This is a genomic window from Pseudoalteromonas sp. NZS37, from assembly GCF_015864265.1.
In the GTDB taxonomy this organism is placed as follows: domain Bacteria; phylum Pseudomonadota; class Gammaproteobacteria; order Enterobacterales; family Alteromonadaceae; genus Pseudoalteromonas; species Pseudoalteromonas arctica.
In genome coordinates this window covers 231,897-252,379 of the sequence record NZ_JADYXL010000007.1, presented here as the reverse complement: position 1 = coordinate 252,379, position 20,483 = coordinate 231,897, and the positions used below count along the sequence as shown (strand labels likewise).

General features: G+C 38.7%; 18 protein-coding genes. 15 read left to right on the top strand and 3 right to left on the bottom strand.

All coding sequences use genetic code 11. The features are described 5' to 3' along the window. Window positions 1-8 precede the first annotated feature (8 nt). The gene (locus tag I6F47_RS14880; RefSeq protein ID WP_010552940.1) at window positions 9-554 is read right to left on the bottom strand and encodes a GbsR/MarR family transcriptional regulator; all 546 of its coding nucleotides are present in this window, start codon (window positions 552-554) and stop codon (window positions 9-11) included. A gap of 205 nt (window positions 555-759) precedes the next feature. Here I6F47_RS14880 and adhP point away from each other — a divergent pair, with 205 nt between their 5' ends. After that, complete coding sequence (gene adhP / locus I6F47_RS14875) at window positions 760-1,770, top strand: alcohol dehydrogenase AdhP (protein ID WP_007583268.1); 1,011 nt, start codon at window positions 760-762, stop codon at window positions 1,768-1,770. A gap of 128 nt (window positions 1,771-1,898) precedes the next feature. On the opposite strand, the gene I6F47_RS14870 is transcribed toward adhP, so the two are convergent. Continuing rightward, entirely contained in the window at window positions 1,899-4,319 is a 2,421-nt protein-coding gene (locus I6F47_RS14870; RefSeq protein ID WP_197184119.1) for a TonB-dependent receptor, read from the bottom strand. Between the two features lie 218 nt (window positions 4,320-4,537). Beyond that, window positions 4,538-5,815, bottom strand: coding sequence for a Xaa-Pro dipeptidase (locus I6F47_RS14865; protein ID WP_165736053.1), 1,278 nt, complete (start codon window positions 5,813-5,815; stop codon window positions 4,538-4,540). Between the two features lie 154 nt (window positions 5,816-5,969). On the opposite strand from I6F47_RS14865, the gene I6F47_RS14860 reads away from it, so the two are divergent. The 14 genes from I6F47_RS14860 to I6F47_RS14795 all read left to right on the top strand — a co-directional run bounded on the left by I6F47_RS14860 (window position 5,970) and on the right by I6F47_RS14795 (window position 20,479). Next, window positions 5,970-7,811 carry a DUF885 domain-containing protein gene (locus I6F47_RS14860; RefSeq protein ID WP_197184118.1) on the top strand — a complete coding sequence of 614 codons (1,842 nt, stop codon included), beginning with the start codon at window positions 5,970-5,972 and terminating at the stop codon, window positions 7,809-7,811. A gap of 97 nt (window positions 7,812-7,908) precedes the next feature. Continuing rightward, on the top strand, window positions 7,909-8,421 hold the full coding sequence (locus I6F47_RS14855; protein WP_024591051.1) for a YcgN family cysteine cluster protein: 513 nt from the start codon (window positions 7,909-7,911) through the stop codon (window positions 8,419-8,421). Then, the gene (locus tag I6F47_RS14850; protein WP_197100458.1) at window positions 8,421-8,939 is read left to right on the top strand and encodes an RNA methyltransferase; all 519 of its coding nucleotides are present in this window, start codon (window positions 8,421-8,423) and stop codon (window positions 8,937-8,939) included. The genes I6F47_RS14855 and I6F47_RS14850 overlap by 1 nt, the downstream gene beginning before the upstream one ends. Before the next feature lie 74 nt (window positions 8,940-9,013). After that, on the top strand, window positions 9,014-9,907 hold the full coding sequence (locus I6F47_RS14845) for a substrate-binding periplasmic protein (protein ID WP_165722024.1): 894 nt from the start codon (window positions 9,014-9,016) through the stop codon (window positions 9,905-9,907). Window positions 9,908-9,992: 85 nt separating this feature from the next. Beyond that, entirely contained in the window at window positions 9,993-11,249 is a 1,257-nt protein-coding gene (locus tag I6F47_RS14840; protein WP_007583255.1) for a sugar MFS transporter, read from the top strand. A gap of 256 nt (window positions 11,250-11,505) precedes the next feature. Further along, window positions 11,506-13,395 carry a methyl-accepting chemotaxis protein gene (locus tag I6F47_RS14835; protein WP_165736056.1) on the top strand — a complete coding sequence of 630 codons (1,890 nt, stop codon included), beginning with the start codon at window positions 11,506-11,508 and terminating at the stop codon, window positions 13,393-13,395. Between the two features lie 5 nt (window positions 13,396-13,400). After that, window positions 13,401-14,483 (top strand): GGDEF domain-containing protein, encoded by a 1,083-nt coding sequence (locus tag I6F47_RS14830; protein WP_165736057.1) that lies wholly within the window; start codon window positions 13,401-13,403, stop codon window positions 14,481-14,483. A gap of 13 nt (window positions 14,484-14,496) precedes the next feature. Then, window positions 14,497-15,111 (top strand): DsbA family protein, encoded by a 615-nt coding sequence (locus I6F47_RS14825; RefSeq protein WP_197184117.1) that lies wholly within the window; start codon window positions 14,497-14,499, stop codon window positions 15,109-15,111. 240 nt (window positions 15,112-15,351) lie between these two features. Then, the gene (locus I6F47_RS14820) at window positions 15,352-16,104 is read left to right on the top strand and encodes a DUF3450 domain-containing protein (RefSeq protein ID WP_197111905.1); all 753 of its coding nucleotides are present in this window, start codon (window positions 15,352-15,354) and stop codon (window positions 16,102-16,104) included. Window positions 16,105-16,114: 10 nt separating this feature from the next. After that, entirely contained in the window at window positions 16,115-17,494 is a 1,380-nt protein-coding gene (locus I6F47_RS14815) for a MotA/TolQ/ExbB proton channel family protein (RefSeq protein ID WP_197184116.1), read from the top strand. A 3-nt stretch (window positions 17,495-17,497) separates the two neighbouring features. Next, complete coding sequence (locus tag I6F47_RS14810; protein ID WP_024591043.1) at window positions 17,498-18,025, top strand: MotA/TolQ/ExbB proton channel family protein; 528 nt, start codon at window positions 17,498-17,500, stop codon at window positions 18,023-18,025. Window positions 18,026-18,079: 54 nt separating this feature from the next. Next, window positions 18,080-18,490: an ExbD/TolR family protein gene (locus I6F47_RS14805; RefSeq protein ID WP_024591042.1), complete on the top strand. Its 411-nt coding sequence runs from the start codon at window positions 18,080-18,082 to the stop codon at window positions 18,488-18,490. Window positions 18,491-18,499: 9 nt separating this feature from the next. Further along, window positions 18,500-19,105 carry an energy transducer TonB gene (locus I6F47_RS14800; RefSeq protein ID WP_024591041.1) on the top strand — a complete coding sequence of 202 codons (606 nt, stop codon included), beginning with the start codon at window positions 18,500-18,502 and terminating at the stop codon, window positions 19,103-19,105. Between the two features lie 45 nt (window positions 19,106-19,150). Then, a complete protein-coding gene (locus I6F47_RS14795) occupies window positions 19,151-20,479 on the top strand; it encodes a tetratricopeptide repeat protein (protein WP_165736061.1) in 1,329 nt (442 codons plus the stop codon). The last annotated feature ends 4 nt before the right edge of the window (window positions 20,480-20,483 follow it).

The following is a 20,483-nucleotide window of genomic DNA, read 5'->3' as shown; positions in this document are numbered from 1 at the left end:
TTGCGGCTTTATTCTTTTTTGAATATCTTATCTTTTAAGTCAATAACTTTACCAATTCCAGAACCTAGCTTCATCAGCTTATTAAGTTGCTCTGGCGTTAAACGTTGCAGCTCTGATGACCATTTAGTTACGGTTTCAAGTAGGTTGTGAATTTCCCCCATTTGTTTTTGTGCATAAAGCTCATCGTCGTTACTGGCTTCGTCTAATAAGTTATCGCGTAGTAATGTTAAGGTGGGCTCAATTTCGCGCTTTTTACGTTCTTCAAATACGCGATTTGCCATATCCCAAATATCGCCAGCAGGGGCGTAGTACTCTTTTCGATCGCCAGGAATATGCTGCACTTTAATTAATTGCCACGATTGCAACTCTTTAATACCCATGCTTACATTACCGCGAGAAATACTAAGCGCATCTGCAATCTCATTGGCTGTCATTGGATTTTTAGTAATAATCAGCAAACCACACATTTGCCCAATCGTACGATTGAATCCCCAGCGGCTGCCCATCTCACCACAATGCATTACAAAGGCAAAATTCTTTTCGGATAAACTCATAGCTTAGTAACTTTCAGTAATTTCAGAAAGTAAATGCTAGCACGCTCATTTTGGATAGCAAGTTCTTAGCCATTTTATAAATTGATTTTAACGACTAAAGTATGATTTAGATTAATATTTATACATCTATATTGGGATATGTTGTACACAACAATACGTAAATAAATCCTTATTTTTAATTTTTTTCACATACGATGGAATGACTATGAAAGCTGCAATTAATAATGAATACAAAGGTAAATTACAAATAACAGATCTGCCAATTCCTGAGGTTGGAATAAACGACGTTTTAGTAAAAATAGCCGCTTGTGGCGTTTGCCACACCGATTTACATGCCTGTCATGGTGATTGGCCGGTAAAGCCAAAAATGCCATTAGTTCCAGGGCATGAAGGAGTTGGTGTTATTGATAAAGTTGGAAGCAACATTAAGCACTTAGAAGTTGGCGATAGAGTGGGTATTCCTTGGCTCTATAGTGCATGTGGGCACTGTGAGTTTTGCCTAGATGGCAAGGAAACACTGTGTTTATCGCAGCATAATACTGGCTATTCTATTGATGGTAGCTATGCAGAATATTGTTTGGCTCACGGTGATTACGTTGTAAAAATACCTGAGGGATTAGGCTTTTCTGAAGCTGCTCCATTATTTTGTGCAGGCGTTACAACCTATAAAGCATTAAAAGTATCTGGTGCTAAACCTGGGCAGTGGGTTGCTATTGTTGGTGTAGGCGGGCTTGGTCATTTAGCAGTACAGTACGCTAAAGCAATGGGTTTTAATGTAATAGCTGTTGATACAGGTAAAGAAAAACTCGCGCTTGCTAAAGAGCTTGGCGCAGATATAACACTCGACTTTAAAGAAGTTGTTCCTAGCGAAGCTATTTTTGAACAAGTAGGTGGCGCGCATGGCGTTGTGTGTACTGCGGTATCTAAAGCTGGGTTTGAACAAGCTTATAAAAGTGTACGCCGTGGCGGTAAATGTGTATTAGTGGGATTACCTCCAGAGGATATGCCGCTTCCTATTTTTGATACTGTGCTTAATGGCGTGTCAGTAGTGGGCTCTATTGTTGGTACACGTAAAGATTTGCAAGAATGCTTGGAATTTGCAGCGCAAGGTAAAGTAAAAGCGATTATTGAAGAAAAACGCTTAGAGGACATTAACGAGATTTTTGATGATATGCTCAAAGGTGAAATTAACGGTCGCATAGTGGTTACTATTTAATTTAGATTAAGTATTTATAAAACACAAAAAAGCACGGCTTCTAAATTAGAAAACCGTGCTTTTTAAGTATTTAATTAACCTGAGCTCTGGTTGAGATAGATTTATTATCCAGAGTTCAGGTTAACTAGTTAAAGTGTATAACTAAAACTTAGTTTTGCATTACGCTCTTCCCCTGGCATACCACCTAAAAACATTGCTTTTGAGTAATATTTTTTGTTAAACAAATTATTTAAGTTTAACTGCATATGCCATTTATCAGTTGTATACGATACCGCTGTATCGTAAGTCGTGTAACTTGGTACGTAACCATCAGGAATCGAGAACGAACTTGAATTAGTACTTCTGTTATCTACAAATGTAATACCACCACTTATATTTACAGCTTCAGGTAAGTTAAACATATCTGCGTAATAAGTTACCCACGTGCTTGCTGTTACGTAAGGCACACCTTTTTGGCGTGTGTCGTAACTGCTGCTATTCGGATTACTTTTGTCACGTGCATCTTGATAAATACCGTTTACGTTTACTTTCCATTTATCATTTAAGTAAGCGTTTAAATCAAGTTCAATACCTGTTGTTTCTTCTTTACCATCATAATAGCTTTCAGGTACATTTGAGCCTGATGTTAAAGCGTCATAAAGCGGATTTGCGTATTCTAAATTAGTACGAGAGCTTTCAAATATAACAATAGAAGCCAGTAGTTGATCATCAAACGCTTTAAATCTAAAACCTAAATCGTTACTCATTGATTCAGAATCTTCTCTGTCTGCTTCATTACCCGCAACTGAGCCTAATACACTATACGCTGTTCGACCTTTTGAATGATTTACAAATACAGATAAATCTTCAGATGGCTGGTACGTTGCCCCCAGGTTATACGTTAAGCCAGAATCTGATGTACTCGCTTCAGGTGTTGGCTCTGCGCGGCTTGAGCTATAGCGCTCATCTACACCAAAGTGCTCGTAAGTTTGCTCAATTCGGTTATATGCTACACCAATACGCGTTGTAAGCTCTTCAGTAAGATAACCAACATGTTGAATGCCTAAGCCCCATGCTTGTACTTTTTTATTGTAGTCGCTGGTTTTAAGTGGATCGAAGTCATCAAAGCTGCCAGATGGCCAATTTGGTTCTCTTATATCGTAAATATACGGCAATGAACCTTGGTACGTTACATCACCATCATTGTTTGTGAGTACGTAATCTTGATCCCATATTGAGAATTGTTTAAAACGAATATCTCTATCTTCGTAGTTTGCGTTAACAAGTAATTCGTTATCTACGTCGCCTAACATAAAGTCATAACGTAAATCTAAAAAGTACTGCCATGATTTTTCATCTGCTTCTACTTGGCGGTATTCTTGGCGGCGTGCTGCATACGGGTAAAGTACACCGTCTTCAACTAACGGCGCACGTGGGTCATTATTTATAATTCCATCACGAGTAGAGTAAACGTAGTTATAAGCACCTGTTTGGCGCGCAAAACTTGATGTGTAGTTACGGTACTGTAGCTGCTGGTTTAAAAACAAATCGTCAGTAATGTAATAGTTATGCGTTAATTTAAAACGCAGTTCTTCACCTTCGTTAGCATCAGCCATTGGTGAAATAATACCATTTGTGCCAAAGCTATAAGGTGTTAATCCATCAGATGAAGATAGCGAATTAGCAAGTTGGTCGCGTTGTGCATCACTTAACTGTACGCCGCTTCCTGTCGGATCGTTTACTAAATCGGCACCGGTTACTTCACCCGCGCTTAAACCATTTGCAGTTTCTGCATTGTAAATACGAATAGGGTGGCCAATAGAATCAACCGCTATTTCATCTTTTATATATGCTGCAGAAAGCATGATGTTTTGTCTGTCGTTTAGCACGTATTTAAGCGAAGTATAAATTTCGTCGCGATCTTCTTTTAAATCGCGAAAGCCGTCACTTGACGCTGTTTTAGCCATTACACGATAGGCCAAGTCATCTGTTATAGCGTTAGTGCTATCAAACGATAATGAATAGCTATCCCACTGGCCAAGCTCAGCCGATACTTTGTGTTTCTCTTCAAACTCTGGCTTTTTCTCTATTAGGTTAATTACGCCACCCGCACTACCAATGCCATATAAACCTGTTGCTGGGCCTTTTAAAACCTCAACAGATTCAACATTTGTAAGTGAACGAGTTGGGTTAAATGTATTACCCAGGCCTGCACCACCATACATACCATCGTAGGTGTAGTTTGCATCTAAACCACGAATTACTAAGTTATCACCAATACCGTAGTTATTACCTGCTTGTGTTAAACCACTTACGTTTCTAACTAAATCTTGTAGGCTATCTACACCTTGAGATTCAATAAGTTCACGGTCAATAATCACAACCGGTGCAGGTGTTTCCATTAAAGACATGTCTGATTTAGTAGCAAGACCTGAGCTCATCACCACGCGGTTTTGTTTTTCGTATACGCTGATGCGTTCAATATCAGCATCAACTTGTGTATTTTGGGCAAATGCCATATTTGCATTTAAACAAGCAAGAGTAATAAGAGAGTACTTAAACGTTTTCATAGAGTGATAACTATTCGCGTTATTGAATTTGCGCGAATGATAATGGTTATTGTTTTTAAAGTGAATAGAAAGTTCATTTTATTTGATTAAATAAAACTGTTCGGATAATTAATAAACAAAGTTAAGCCTATAAAAGGTACGTTGTACCTTTTATAGGATGTTTGAGATGGGTGAGGGGTTTATTAAGGCTAAGTAAGCTCAGCCTTAATAGCGTGTATTTACAATTGGTTTTTATAAACAACACCTGCTTTCATTACGAAGGGTACTGACTCTAAGGTTTTAATGTTTTTAAGAGGGTTTGCTTTTACAGCAATTATATCAGCAGCAAATCCGGTTTTAATTTGTCCTAACTGAGTATCCATTTTTAATAACTTAGCGCTATTAATAGTGGATGCTTGAATGGCTTGTAGTTCTGTCATGCCAAATTCAACCATGCGGCTAAACTGTTTTGCATTATCTCCGTGCGGGTAAATTGCTGCATCCGTTCCAAAGACCATTTTCACACCCGCTTTTACAGCACGGCTAAAGCTATCACGTTGCCTTTTTGATACTTGGCGTTCTTTATTTAGATTTTCTTCGTCAACACCATTTTGCTCGCCATAAGTCAAAGTGTATTCGGTGTTATAAATATCCATAGAAAGCCAAGTTCCATGCTCTTTGGCAAGGGCTATGGCTTCGTCATCTAAAAAGCTGGCGTGCTCTACGCTATCAACACCTGCTTTAATGGCTGTTTTAATCCCGCTTGTACCGTGTGCATGAGCTGCAACAGGTAAATCTCGCATATGGGCTTCATCAACGATGGCTTTCATTTCTTCAAAAGAATACTGCTGTGCACCTACTTTAGTCCCTTTTGAAAATACTCCACCTGTGGCGCAAAACTTAATAGCGTTTGCCCCGTATTTAATGTTTTCGCGTACTTTTATACGCGCAGCCCATGGACCGTCTGCGACACCACTTGAAGTATATTTAAGCTCAGGAGGTAATCGGTTGTTATCACAGTGCCCGCCAGTAATTCCGAGTGATGGGCCTGCAGCCCAAATACGAGGGCCAACTATGTCACCCGCATTTATGCCGTCACGCACCGCTATAACGCTGTAACCTTCTGCGCCAACATTACGAACTGTTGTAAATCCGGCTTCTAAGGTTCTTTTAGCAAAATGAGCCGCTTTAATTGCCATTCTAGGAACTGACTGGCCTAAACGTTCACTGCGTGGAACCGTAGGGTCGCTTGTTAAATGCACATGCATATCCATTAAACCTGGCATAAGGGTTAAATCAAGTAGTTGAATATGTTTATCATCTTTAGTCAGCGTTGGTTTTTTATTTTGTTCAATGTTTGTAATTACGCCATCATCAATAGTAATCAAGGGCAATTTAATGAGCGTGCCATCTTCAACATTAACCATGGCTTTAGCCGATAGGTATGTAACGGCATGGGCATTAAAAGTAGTTAAACAAAGTAAGGCTATAGAGGTGCTGAGTAGTTGTTTTTTCATTTTATTTTTCTTTTAAATCATATTTGAATTAATAGAAATGTAACAAGCTCAGATAAAAGTGCAAATTTAATACGATGAACGCAATCTATCGTAATTACTTTATTAAGTAAGGCTTAATGCGCATAATCAAAAAACGATATTAAAAAGGATTATCATGAAATCAATTAAATTAGCATTAGTTGCCAGTGGCGTTATGTTTGCTTTAAGTGGCTGTATGAATACTGAGCTTAGTACACACACTAATACCAGTGCGCAGCTAAACACCGTTAACGCATCGGCAGGTATTGTTTCAGAGCTTTCGGCAGAGCAACAGCTCGATGTACTTGTTGCACAGTATTACGATGAATCGCTTACATATAGCCCCATCAGCGCAACGTATAATGGTCGTAACGAGTTTAACGATCAATTTACACCTGAGATTTCAAAAGAAAATAGAGCTAAAAAAGCGGCTTTTTATAAAAAATATCAACAGCGTTTAAACTTTATAGATAAAGCACAGTTAACAGGGCAGTCGCTTTTAAGTTTTGAAATATTAGAGCGCGACCTTTCACTTAAATTAGAAGGCATGCAGTTTCCTGATTATTTACTACCAATTAACCAAATGGCGGGTGCGCATAACACCTTTGCAGGTTTTGGTTCAGGTCAAAGTGCTCAGCCGTTTAATAGCGTTGAAGATTACACGGCTTTTATGTCGCGCAGCGAAGGTTTTGTAAAGTGGCTAGCTAGTGTAGAGCGCTCAATGGCACAAGGCATTAAACTAGGTATTACGTTACCAAAACCACTTGCCGAAAAACTGCAGCCACAATTTGCAGCTCATGTAGTTAAAAATGCCGAAGATTCACTGTTTTGGGGACCAATTAAAAAATTACCAGACTCGTTTAGCGCACAGCAAAAGCAAAAAATTACAGCGCAGTATCGTCAATTGATTATGAAGCACTTAGTACCGGCTTATAAAAGCATGAGTGACTTTTTAGCTAATCAGTATATTCCTAATAGTCGAGAAAGCGTAGGTTACAGTGACTTACCAAACGGTAAAGCGTGGTACGAATACCAAATTAAGAAAAACACAACGCTTAGCTTATCTGCAGACGAAATTCATAACATTGGTTTAAGTGAAGTGTCGCGCATTTTAAGCGAAATGAAAAAAGTAAAAGAAACCGTAGGCTTTAAAGGTGAGCTATCTGAATTTTTTGATCATTTACGTGATTCAGATGAATTTTACTACGACACGCCCGAGGAGTTAATTGCGGCATATGAAAACGTTAAGAAAAAAATTGATGCGCGTTTGCCTCTACTTTTTAACATAGCCCCCAAAGCACCTTACGTTGTAAAAGCAGTTGAAGCCTACAGAGCGCAGTCGGCAGCAGGTGCATCCTATGCATCTCCGGCGCCTGATGGCTCTCGCCCTGGTATTTTTTATATCAATGCTTATAACTTAAAAGCGCAGCCTAAATTTTTACTCGAAACTTTATCGATTCACGAAGCAGCCCCGGGTCATCACTTTCAAATAGCACTTCAGCAAGAAATAGAGGGCTTACCTGATTTTCGTAAATTTGGTGGTTATACCGTGTTCGCAGAAGGTTGGGCGCTATACGCAGAAAGCTTAGGCAAAGAGCTAGGCTTATTTACCGACCCTTATATGTGGTATGGACGTTTATCGGATGAGCAATTACGCGCAATGCGTTTAGTGCTTGATACTGGTTTTCATGCAAAAGGGTGGACGCGTCAACAAGGTATAGACTACATGCTTGCAAATTCGTCTATGGCTAAAAGTGACGTAATTGCTGAAGTAGAGCGCTATATAGCATGGCCAGGCCAAGCGCTTTCTTACAAGTTAGGGCAATTTAAAATTCAAGAATTACGTGATTTTTCTAAAAAAGAACTCGGCAATAAATTTGATATTAAAGCGTTCCACACGCAAATATTAATTGATGGCGCATTGCCAATGCCAATCCTTGAGGAAAAAATTAAGCGTTGGGTTAAATCTCAAAGCTAATTTGTAGCGCAAAGCCTGTACTTTGAAAGGGTATTGGCTTTGCGCCATTTACAGCAATACGGTAGAATGCGCGCTCTTTAGGGGGCACGAGTAAACTATGTTTGATCAACAATTAGCAAATACACAATTTTGGCTTAAAAAAAGCTTAAGCGACATGAGTCAAAACGAATGGGAAGCCATTTGTGATGGATGCGGAAAATGTTGTTTAAATACGTTTATTGATAGCGAAGATGAAGACGAATTTACCGCCACCGATCAGTTACGCGAAGGTGAGCAATTAATATTTACTAATATTGTATGTCAGTATCTTGATAACAACACCTGTGGTTGTAGCGAATACGAAAACCGCCAAACGCTTGTTCCTTCTTGTGTAAAACTCACAAAAGAAAACCTTAAAGACATCTTTTTTATGCCACAAAGCTGCAGTTACCGTCGTTTACATGAAGGTCGTGGTTTGGCTTCTTGGCACCCATTATTAAACAGTGGCGATAAAACAAAGATGCATGAGCTAGGTATTTCTGTAAAAGACAAAACAGTAAAAGATTGCGATGTAAAGCTAGACGACTTTGATTTGTACATTGCAGAGTGGCCAACAAAGGACGCTGAGTAATGAGCAAACAACAAGCGGTAATTGGTTTAATCAATCCTAAAAGCCCGACTAATGTTGGCGGTGTATTACGTGCAGCAGGTTGTTACGATGCCAAACAGGTGTTTTTTACCGGTAATCGTTACTTAAACGCTAAAAAGTTTCATACCGATACTAAGAACGCACTTGAGCGTATCCCTTTAACTGAAACTAATAGTTTAGAAGCGGTAAAACCAGAGGGCGCAACCGTTGTTGTCATTGAGCTTATTGAAGGTGCAACACCTTTACCTGAGTTTAAGCATCCTGAAAATGCGTTTTATGTTTTTGGCCCCGAAGATGGCTCTGTACCAAAAGACGTTTTAAAGTGGTGTGATGAAGTGGTATATATTCCAACTATTGGCTGCATGAACTTAGCGGCTACTTGTAATGTGGTTTTGTATGATCGCTTAGCTAAATTAGGCGGCGTTGAGAGCAGCGATACAACAATTATAAGCTCACGTGATACAAATAATAAAATGAAATGGCAAAAAGCATCTGATTAATCGAGGTTTATTTGTGCAAAAATGTTAGTTTTGGCTAAACTTAAAAACATTATAAATCATAAATAGATACTAAAATGCGCTGGTTTTATTTTATATTATTACTGACAAGTAGTAATTGTTTTGCTGAAACATCAGTTGAGTATTATCAAAATGGTACTCAACATGTTTTAACTGGACATTATCACAAATCAGGAGTGCTCTATGAAGCGAAAAACCCCAAACAAACACTCCATTTAGCCACACTCGATTGGCCTCCTTATATTGGTAATAATTTATGTAATAAAGGCTGGGTTTATCAATTTTCAATTGCTCTATTAAATAGTAAGGGCTACAGCGTATATATTGAATTTTTGCCTTGGGCAAGAGCTGTACGAAATGTAGAACTAGGCAAAGCTGATATATTAATGCCTGAATACTTTATAGAAGATACAGCCCCCTCCGATTATGTTAATGGTAAAACACGTCGAGAATTACTCGGTTTATCTAATTCGTTTAAAGGTGGCGAAATTGCATTTTTAAAAAGGAAAGGCGATACAGACCGTTTCACTGGAAACTTAAAATCGCTTAAAGGGCAAAAGATTGGTGTTGTTCGTGGGTATCAAAATACGCCTGAGTTTGATGCCATGATGGACAATGCTGAGTTTGAAGTTATTACCTCTGTTGATGATTTACAGCTTGTTCAGCTTCTGGTTGCTAAACGTGTTGATTTGATTATAGGCGACCCTCAAGTTCTTAAATTCTCTGTAACTTATTCTTCTTTAACTAAACCTGAAAAACAATCTTTGCTTTCTTCCATTGAACAAGAAAGCATTCCTCTGCAATACAACCCTTTATATTTTGCTATTAGTAAGCTTACACCTAAATGGCTTTTAGTCTTAGAGGACATAAATGAAGGGCTTTATCAGTTTCATAATAGTGGCGAGATAGACCGTATTATCAATACGACAAATACTCAATGTAAGCCATAAAATTGGAACGTTCCTTTGTTGCGCTGACTAATTTATATATAAACATGTAGAATCGTTTTCAACTTGTTAATGGAGTGAAAACGACGTGAGTGAAATAAATACAAATCAATCATTCGCGGTCAACGAACAGCCAAATAAAAATTATCTGTTTCCACTGACTGCAATGACGACCCTATTTTTTTTATGGGGTTTTATTACTGTTTTAAACGATGTACTAATACCACGATTAAAAGGCGTATTTGATTTAAGCTTTTTTGAAGCGATGCTAGTACAGTTTTGCTTTTTTGGTGCTTATTTTATTGTTTCTATCCCTGCGGGGATTTTAGTTAAGCAGTTTGGTTATAAAAAAGGGATTTTAACTGGTTTAATTGTAGCTTCAATTGGGTGCATGTTGTTTTATCCTGCTGTTGTAGTACATGAATATTGGCTATTTTTGAGCGCTTTATTTGTACTTGCCGCTGGTGTAACGGTGCTTCAGGTTTCTGCCAATCCTTATGTTGCTGCTCTTGGGAGCGAAAAAACAGCTTCTTCTCGTTTAAATTTGGCACAAGCACTTAATGCGCTTGGTACTACCGTTGGGCCTTATGTAGGTGGTTTATTATTTTTTGGTACAGCAGGTAGTCTAGCTGCTTCTGCAGCAACTGCTGAGTCTGTAAAAGTGCCTTATTTAATGCTCGCTGGTGCCTTATTACTTATCGCTATTATATTTGCCTTTATAAAGCTTCCAGAAATTGAAGCCCATAAAGAGGAAAATAATGCTGCAGTAGAATCTCGTTCATTAACTCAAGCACCGCACTTAACTATGGGTGTACTTGCTATATTTTGTTATGTAGGTGGGGAGGTTGCCATTGGCAGCTTTTTAGTTAACTACTTTGGTGAGGCGCACATAGCAGGACTTGAAGAGCATACTGCGGCTGCACTTATTAGTTATTACTGGGGCGGGGCAATGGTAGGGCGTTTTATTGGCTCTGTATTATTACAAAAAATAGCGCCTTCTAAGGCGATCGCATTTAATGCATTTAGTATTATTGCGCTATTGCTGATCACCATTTTTACTCAAGGTGACGTCGCTTTATATTCAGTATTGGCAATTGGTTTATTTAACTCAATTATGTTCCCGACTATATTTTCAGTTGCAATCGAGCGACTAGGATCATTGACCAGTAAGGGTTCTGGTTGGTTGTGCTTAGCTATTGTAGGTGGTGCACTTGTACCATTACTGCAAGGGTTTATAGCTGACACAGTAAATATACAGCAAAGCTTTTTTGTTCCAATGCTATGTTATGTATTTATTGCATGGTATGGATTAAATGTTGTTCGCTTAGCAAATAAGTGGAAATAACAGACTATACAAGAGTGACTGAATACGTATTCAGTCACTTATAAAGCCATATTTAATAGGAACGTTCCATAAGTAATTAATACGAGTCACAATTTATTTCAATATTAGTCAGTTATCCCCTACAGCCTTTTTTTTTTAATCCTTTATCCTTATTTTTATACAATAACCTAGTCACAAGCCTTATTTATTAGGACATTTAGCTAAATTTTTGCTAAAACTGTATGGATAATAAAGATAAATAATAAAAAGGATGTATATGCTTAACTCGTTGAAATTTACTTCCAAAGTGACTATTGCAGCCTCTTTAATTTTGGTTTTGGTGCTAGGGTTATTTACTTTTAATAACTACATTGCGATGCGCAAGCAAACCGAGCAGCAGTTAAGCCTAGTATTACAACAAAATTCCGAATCTGTTTCACAAAATATAGCGAGTTGGTTAAATGCAAAGTTGGCGATTGTTATATCAATTGCTAAAACCCATAAAGCTAATGATTCTAAAGCACTCACCCTTTCACAATTAAATACTGCAGAGCTTGCCGGAAGCTTTAAAAATACGTATATAGGTAAATCCAGCGGCACGTTTATATTAAACGATCAATCAGTTGTTTTACCTGCTGATTTTGATGCGACCTCTCGCCCTTGGTACAAATTAGTCGAAAACAAATCAAATACCGCTTTTACAACTCCCTATATTGATGTAACAACTAACGAGCTTACAATTTCAGCGGTAGTACCCATGCTACAAAATGGCCAGTTTAGCGGCGTTGCAGGTGCCGATATTGATATGCAAACAGTGACTAAAATTATTAACGATATTGATTTTTTAGGTCTTGGTTATGGTTTTTTACTCGATAACAAAGGTCAAGTGTTAAGCCATCCTAATGCTAAGTTAAACTTAAAAAATACATCAGACATTTTTGGTACTAATACGCCCTTGCAAAGTGAGTTTACCCAATACGAGATAAACGGAGAGTCTAAGCTTATCTCGTTTACAAAAATTAGTGGTATTGAAAACGTAGATTGGTACCTAGGTGTTGTCATAGATAAAGATAAAGCGTATGTCAGCGTTTCTAACTTTGGCCAAACTGCGGCTGTATTTATGGTGATAGGGATTATTACTATCATTATTATGATGCAGCTTTTATTACGCTATTTAATGCAGCCTATGAACCGCTTAAACGATGCCATTAAAGATATAGCACAAGGCGAAGGCGATTTAACAAGGCGCTTAACCGTTGAAAATGATGATGAGTTTGGCGACTTAAGTCATTCATTTAATATTTTTATCGAAAAAATTCAGCATTCAATAGAGCAAGTAAAAGAGTCCACTGAGCAATTAGATACAGCTATTGAGAGCTTGGTATCACAAACACATTCATCACTATCTATGTATGATGATCAAAGTAAACGAACCGATAGCGTTGCAGCGGCTATTAATCAGTTTTCAGCTACATCAATGGATATTTCAAGTAATGCAGAGAGTGCTTCGCAGCTTGCTAAAAATGCAGATGAGCACTCAACACAAAACCAAGAAGCATTAAGCCACAGTGTTGCAACCATCCACCAGCTTTCAGCTAATATGGAGAAAGCTCAGCAAACTATAAACAGTTTAAATACACACACAGCCAGTATTGGGCAAGTGCTTGAAGTTATTAAAGGTGTAAGCGAGCAAACTAATCTATTGGCACTCAATGCAGCAATAGAAGCCGCTAGAGCAGGAGAGGCAGGACGCGGTTTTGCCGTTGTAGCAGATGAAGTACGCCAATTAGCACACCGCACTCAACAATCAACGCAAGAAATTGAAGACACAGTGAGCCAGTTACAAAAAGGCTCAAACCTTGCTGTAGAGCTTATGAAAACAAGCCTTCAAGACAGTGAAAAAAGCGTACAACAAGCAGATGCCGTCGGCAATTTAATGAGTCATGTTATTCAAGCTATTAAGCAAATTAACGATGCAAATCATTCTGTGGCCAGTGCAACAGATGAGCAAAACCAAGTTGTTAAGTTATTAGATACTGATATTCAAACAATTAGTGCGCTTTCTATACAAGGCAAGGCTAACTTAAATGACACGCTTAACGAATGTACCAAACTAAAACAGCAGTTTAGTGCCTTAGAAAATATGGTTCAAAAGTTTAAAGTATAAAATTAATGACTAAAAAAAATGTGAATAAACCAAATTGGCTCAGTCTAATAAATATCGACAGTGTTTATAGCTCAGACATGCAACGCAAAGCGTTTTCTTTATTTACCATGATTGGGATATCAATTGTGGTGATTGCTGTATTAGTGTTTTTGAATTATAAGGTTTACTCACCGATACTCACTGCTTCATTAATTATCGTTAACATTACAAATATAAGCTGTTCTATCTACTTTATAAGAACGGGTAATCTTCAAGTAGTGGCATTAATAAGTATGAGCATTGTGTGCATGATGTTTGTTGCACTTGTTTATACCGGTGGTAAAGACAACACCGCGCTATATTGGCTAATGTTTTATCCTGTAGTGACGTTTGCATCTTTAGGGGTCAGATTAGGTGCTTGGTTAGGTTTTACTTTACTGTTTTCTTGTATTGTTATTTTATACGGCCCTGATTTTGGTCAAGTTAGCTATGGCAATGTAGAAAAAACACGATTTATAGCGTCCTTTTCTATGGTGTTTTTATTCTCATTTATTGGTGAGTATTTTAGGCATAAAAGCCACATGGCTATTGCCGATATTACGCTCGAGCAAAAACAAGATGCTTATACCGACCCCCTTACTGGTATAGCAAACAGACGTTTCATTACCTCTCATTTTTTAAAGCTTGCCCAAACACGCCCAGAGCAGTACTTACCTTTTTCAATTTTGTTAATTGATTTAGATAACTTCAAATCTTTAAACGATACGCATGGTCACGATTTTGGTGATACGGTATTGATCGAATTTACCAAGCTCCTTGAATCTCAGTTTTTGGCAACTGCGTTAAAGGCTCGTTATGGCGGTGAGGAGTTTGTTGTTATTTTACCGCAGGTTACTATTTCTACAGCCACTGTAATAGCAAACAAATTTCGAGAGGCTGTTGCAGGGCACGTTATATTTACTGATGACAAGCAGCGTATTTCAATCACCTGTAGCATTGGTATTTCCCAAGTAAATAAAGTAACTGATTATGATGATTCGTTAAAACAAGCTGATGAAGCTCTTTATAGTGCAAAGGCTGCTGGTCGTAATAGTGTCGTCTCGAACTAGTTGAAGGATTAATATGTCTCAAAGTAAATTAATATATGTTCATGACCCAATGTGTAGTTGGTGTTGGGGTTACTCACCAACCTGGCTTAAGCTAAAATCAGAGCTTGCTGGTAAAGTAGCAATTGAATATAAAGTAGGTGGATTAGCACCTGATAGCCAAGACCCAATGCCACAAAATATGAAAGACATGCTTGAGGGGACTTGGCATAAAATTTCAGCGCAGTTAGGTACGCAATTTAATTATAACTTTTGGCGTAATTGCCAGCCAAGACGCTCAACGTATCCCGCATGTAGAGCTGCACTTATTGCACGTAAATCGAATAAAGAAACACAAATGGTTGCTGCAATTCAACATGCTTATTACTTAAATGCGCAAAACCCGTCAGATGAAAGTACGCTAATTACTTTAGCGGAACAAATTGGTTTAGATAAAGCCCAGTTTACTGCGCAGCTAACATCAAGCGAGCTTAATAATGAATTTAATGATGAGCTGTCTTTTGTTCGCACATTACCTATCCAAGGATTTCCCTCTTTAGTGCTTATTAAAGATAATAAAGCTTACCCAATTGAAATAAATTACACTGATTGGCACTATTCTCTTAATCAAATTAATTCAATTTTAAAATAACCCAGCCTGTTTATAGGGCATTTGGTTAACAAATGCTCTTATCATCTTAAAAACCCCCTCGTAAGTCTTAATTATTACCACTGTCATAAAAGCGACTTTTTTGCGCAACATCCTTGTCATGTTTCATCTATAAACTCCTGCTCATTGAAATTATTAAGTCATAAATTATTTATATAACAAAGTTTATGACCTAAAAAACAAACTAGCAAATCCGCTAACTAACGAGTAAAGGTGTATGCGATGAAAGGCGTTAAACCATTAATCTTAGCTGGTATTGTGGCCGCAAGTGCAGCAGTACACGCAAACGATTTAGATAAGGTTATTGATAAAAGCAGTGAAATTAATAAATCAGCTGCGCAATCACAAACAAAAATAGACAAGATTGCAGATTCAATGCAAGGGCGTTTACAGCAGTTTAAAACCCTCAATAAAGAAATTGACGGTTTGGCTGTTTACAACGCTCAGCTAACTAAGCAGTTAAATAATCAAATAGAAGAGATGGAATCTTTAAACCTATCGATGGATCAGGTTTCTATTATTGAACGTCAAATTACACCTTTAATGATGCGTATGATTACAGGCCTTGAGCAGTTTGTATCACTCGATGTGCCATTTTTACAAGACGAGCGAGCAAAACGTTTAGCCTCATTAAAAACCATGATGGATCGCGCTGATATCACTTCAAGTGAAAAATTTCGTCGTGTGTTAGAAGCTTATCAAGTGGAAGTTGATTACGGGCGCACAATTGAAGCGTACACCGCTTTATTAGAAGTCAGTGGTAAAGAGCGTGAAGTAGACTTTTTACGCATTGGTCGTTTAGAGCTTATTTATTTAACGCGAGATGGTAAGCAAGCAGGCAGCTGGGATACAAACACTAAAACGTTTGCGGCACTTCCTGACTCTACTATAAGCCAAATTAATAAAGGTCTTCGCATAGCGCGTAAGCAACTTGCCCCAGATATGTTAACTCTGCCAGTACACGCAGCAGAATAAGAGGTTAAAAATGAAATTGTTTACTCAAATGACAAAAACGGCTCTTTTTGCTGCAAGCCTTACACTAAGCCTAGGTTTTACAGGTAATAGTATCGCGGCAGAGTCAATGGATCTTGATTCGTTACTTAAATCAATTGAAGACGGAAAATCGGTTCAAAGCGCACAAAACAAGCAACGAGAGCAAGAATTTACCTCGCGTCAAAACGAACAAGTGCAAATGCTAAAAGATACACAAGCAAAACGCAGTCAAATGCTTGGTGAGTCAGAGCGATTAGAAACACAGTTTGAAGAAAACGAAGTTAAGCTTGCTAATTTAACCGACACTTTATCAAAGCGTATGGGATCACTTAAAGAACTATATGGTGTTCTTCAGCAAGTTGCTGGTGATTCAAGCAATAAATTTGCAACATCGGTTGTATCGGCAGAAATTCCGGACCGAAGTGCTTTTATGGACGATCTCGCTCAAAAAATGGGTTCAACATCAAAGCTTGCTTCAATCGACGATATTGAAAAAGTGTGGTACGAGTTGCAACGCGAAATGACCGAGCAAGGCAAAGTAAGTCGCTTTAATGCTACGGTTATAGTCGAAGGTGGTAATAAAGCACAGCAAGAAGTTGTTCGCGTAGGTGCTTTTAACCTTATATCGGGCGGTAAATATTTAGAATACAACCCAGGTACGAATACACTAAGCGAACTAACTCGCCAACCAGTATCGCGCTACACATCAACAGCGGGCGATTTACAAGAAGCTAAGACAGGTGTTGTGCAGTTTGCACTTGACCCAACAGGTGGTTCAATTTTAGGTTTACTCGTTCAAGCCCCAGATACTGCAGAGCAAGTACATCAAGGTGGCGCTGTTGGTTACGTAATCTTAGGTGTAGGTTTACTTGCATTATTAATTGCAATTGAGCGTTTTGTATCGCTATTACTTGTTGGTGGGAAAATTCGCCGCCAGCTAAAAGACAGCGTAGCGAGAGATGACAATCCACTAGGTCGTGTTATGAAAGTTAAAGATGACTACCCAAATGTTGCCTACGACACGTTAGAGCTTAAATTAAGCGAAGCTATTTTACGCGAAATGCCAAAAATAACGCGTAACTTAACACTTATCAAAATTATATCGGTAGTTGCACCGCTATTAGGTTTACTTGGTACGGTAACCGGTATGATCAATACCTTCCAAGCAATTACACTATTTGGTACTGGCGACCCTAAACTAATGGCTGGTGGTATTTCTCAAGCACTAGTAACAACCGTATTAGGCTTAGTTGTTGCAATACCAACCGTATTTATTTACACGCTACTTAATACTCGCTCAAAAGGTTTACTGCTTATATTACAAGAGCAAAGCGCCGGTATTATTGCAGAGCGAAGTGAGAAAGGAGAATAAGCCATGGTGCTATTGATTGACTCAATCAATGCTATCCGTGATTTTCTCGACACTGGTGGCCAAGTTCTCTTGGTCATTGGGGTGTTAATCTTCGCGATGTGGTTATTGATACTCGAGCGATTTATTTATTTTTTTAATGGTTTTCGTGGTTATAAAAAAGACGCTAAAAGCACATGGAGTTCTCGCTGTGAGCGTAACAGCTGGAATGCAGAGCAAATTCGTCAAGCGATGATCTCGCGTGCAAGTATGCGCCTAAATACTAATTTACCGCTTATTAACGTAATGGTTGCGTTATGCCCGTTACTTGGCTTATTGGGCACAGTAACAGGAATGATTGAAGTATTTGATGTGATGGCAATTACAGGCACAGGCAGTGCGCGCTCAATGGCATCGGGTGTATCTAAAGCAACTATTCCAACAATGGCGGGTATGGTAGGTGCGTTATCGGGTGTATTTGCATCAACGTATTTACAACGCAAAGCCAAGCGAGAAGTAGAGCTACTACAAGACAGCATGGTTTTAGACCATTAAGCAAAATTTTGATAAGCGGCCCATTTAAAGCCGTTCATCCTAGGAGAATAAAAAATGAGAGCCCCTTTAGGTAATTTAATGCAAGAAGACGAAGCTGAAGAAATAAACATGACACCTATGTTAGATGTTGTATTTATCATGCTTATTTTCTTTATTGTTACAGCGTCGTTTGTAAAAGAATCGGGTATTGACGTAAACCGACCTGAAGCAGCAACAGCTGTTAAAAAAGAACGTGCAAACATATTAGTGGCGATTTCTGACACGGGTGAAATTTGGATTAACAAACGTCAAATTGACATACGTGCAGTGCAAGCCAATATTGAGCGTTTAAAAGCTGAAAACCCGCAAGGTAGTGTTGTTATTCAAGCTGATAAAAAATCAACAACCGATACTTTAATAAAAGTAATGGATGCAGCACGCGCAGCAGGTGTGTTTGATGTGTCGATTGCGGCTCAAGAAGCATAAGGGCAGGCAATGCGTTATTTAGTAGCATTAGTTATAGCCGGTGTAGTGACCTTTATGTTGTTTTTAGGCATGCAGGCACTTATTACTGGTGGCGAAGGTGTAATGAGTGAACCCGCCAAGGGTAACGTACTTGATTTTGTCAGGCTTAAAAAAGAAGAAAGCGTGCAAAAAAAAGAACGCAAACCACAAAAACCACCAACGCCTAAAGAGCCACCTCCGCCAATGGAATCGCCGCAAATGCAAAATAGCGACGCGACTGCGAACGCTAATAACTTCGACTTTGGCGCCAATGTGGATGCAGATGTAAATTTAGCCGGTGGTTTAGCGCTTGAAACAAGTGATGGTGAGTATTTACCTATTGTTAAAGTGGCGCCTGTTTATCCTCGTCGCGCATTATCACGTGGCATTGAAGGCTACGTTATTGTTGAATTTACAGTAACTAAGCAAGGTACGGTGCGAGACCCACAAGTGATTAAAGCAGAGCCTGAGTCTCTCTTTGATAGAGCGGCGATGGATGCAGCCCTTAAATTTAAATATAAACCGCGCGTAGTAAATGGTGAAGCCGTTGAAGTTGCGGGTGTTCAGAACAAAATATCTTTCCAAATTAGCGGTTAATTTAGTAATTAACCACGAGTAAACGGACAGAAATGCGAGGCGATTATGAAATTACTACCTATAGCTAAATTTTTAAAATTAACACTATTTTGTACTGCTGCGATCAGTACAAGTATTGTTGCACCAAGTGCCCTAAGCCTAATACCAGGGTTAAATGTAGCTACGGCATATGCAGAGCAAGAGCAAAAAACAAAACGTGTCCCAGCGCTACGTGAAAAGGTTTATAGTCAACTGGCTCGTGCCCAAAAACTTGCTGACGATGGCGATGTTAAAGGCGGACTTGAAGCGCTCGATAGCATTAAAGAACGAGCCTCGAGTATGAATTCGTACGAAGTTGCAATGATGCATAATTTTTATGGATTTATTTATTACAACGAAAACGATTTACCAAAAGCGATAGCTTCGTTTGAAAAGGTCGTAGCAGAGGAGGCCATTCCTGAATCGCTTCGTTTAAGTACTACCTTTAGTTTGGCGCAACTAGCTATGGCTAATAGTGATTACACTAAAGTTATCGCATTTTTAGATGACTGGGACAGTATTAACACTAAGCCTAAAACAGAAGGCTATTACTTGCTAAGGGCTCAAACATACTATCAGTTAAAGGATTATAAAAAAGGGCTTGAGTATATCTCCCAAGTTATCTCCTTAAGTGATAGCGAAGGTAAAACCCCTAAGGAAAACTGGTTAGTACTACAGCGTGCCATGTACTACTCACTTAATCAAACTGACAAAGTTGTTGAAGTACTTGAGCGCATGGTAAAGCTCTATAACAAACCTGAGTACTGGGTACAATTATCGGGTATGTATGGCGAAACTGGGCAAGAAAAAAAGCAGCTAGCAATTATTGAGGCGGCTTACCAGCAAGGTTTTTTAACATCTAAATCTGATCTACGCCAATTAGCGCAAGTGTATTTATATAACGGTTTGGCTTACAAAGCAGGCGTTGTAATGAGTAAAGCGATTAAAGAAGGTGTCGCAGAGCAAAACGCTAAAAACTATGCCTTTATAGCTGAGGCGATGATCCAAGCAAAAGAAGACGAAAAATCAATAGAATACTTTGTAAAAGCAGCTGATTTATCATCCAGTGGTAAGTATGACCAACGCTTAGCTGAAGTGTATGTTAACACTGAGCAATACGAGGAAGCGGCCGACGCAGCGCGTAAAGCACTTGATAAAGGCTCACTTGATTTTGAATCAAATGCATTTGTTGCCTTGGGTATGGCTCAGTACAACTTACAAAATTTTGATGCCTCTATTTTAGCGTTTGAACAGGCAGAAAAACACAAAAAATCACAGCGTTTAGCACAACAATGGATTAAATATGTAAAGCGCGAGAAAGTGCATGCAGAAACATTAAGAACGGCACTGCTTTAAGCTT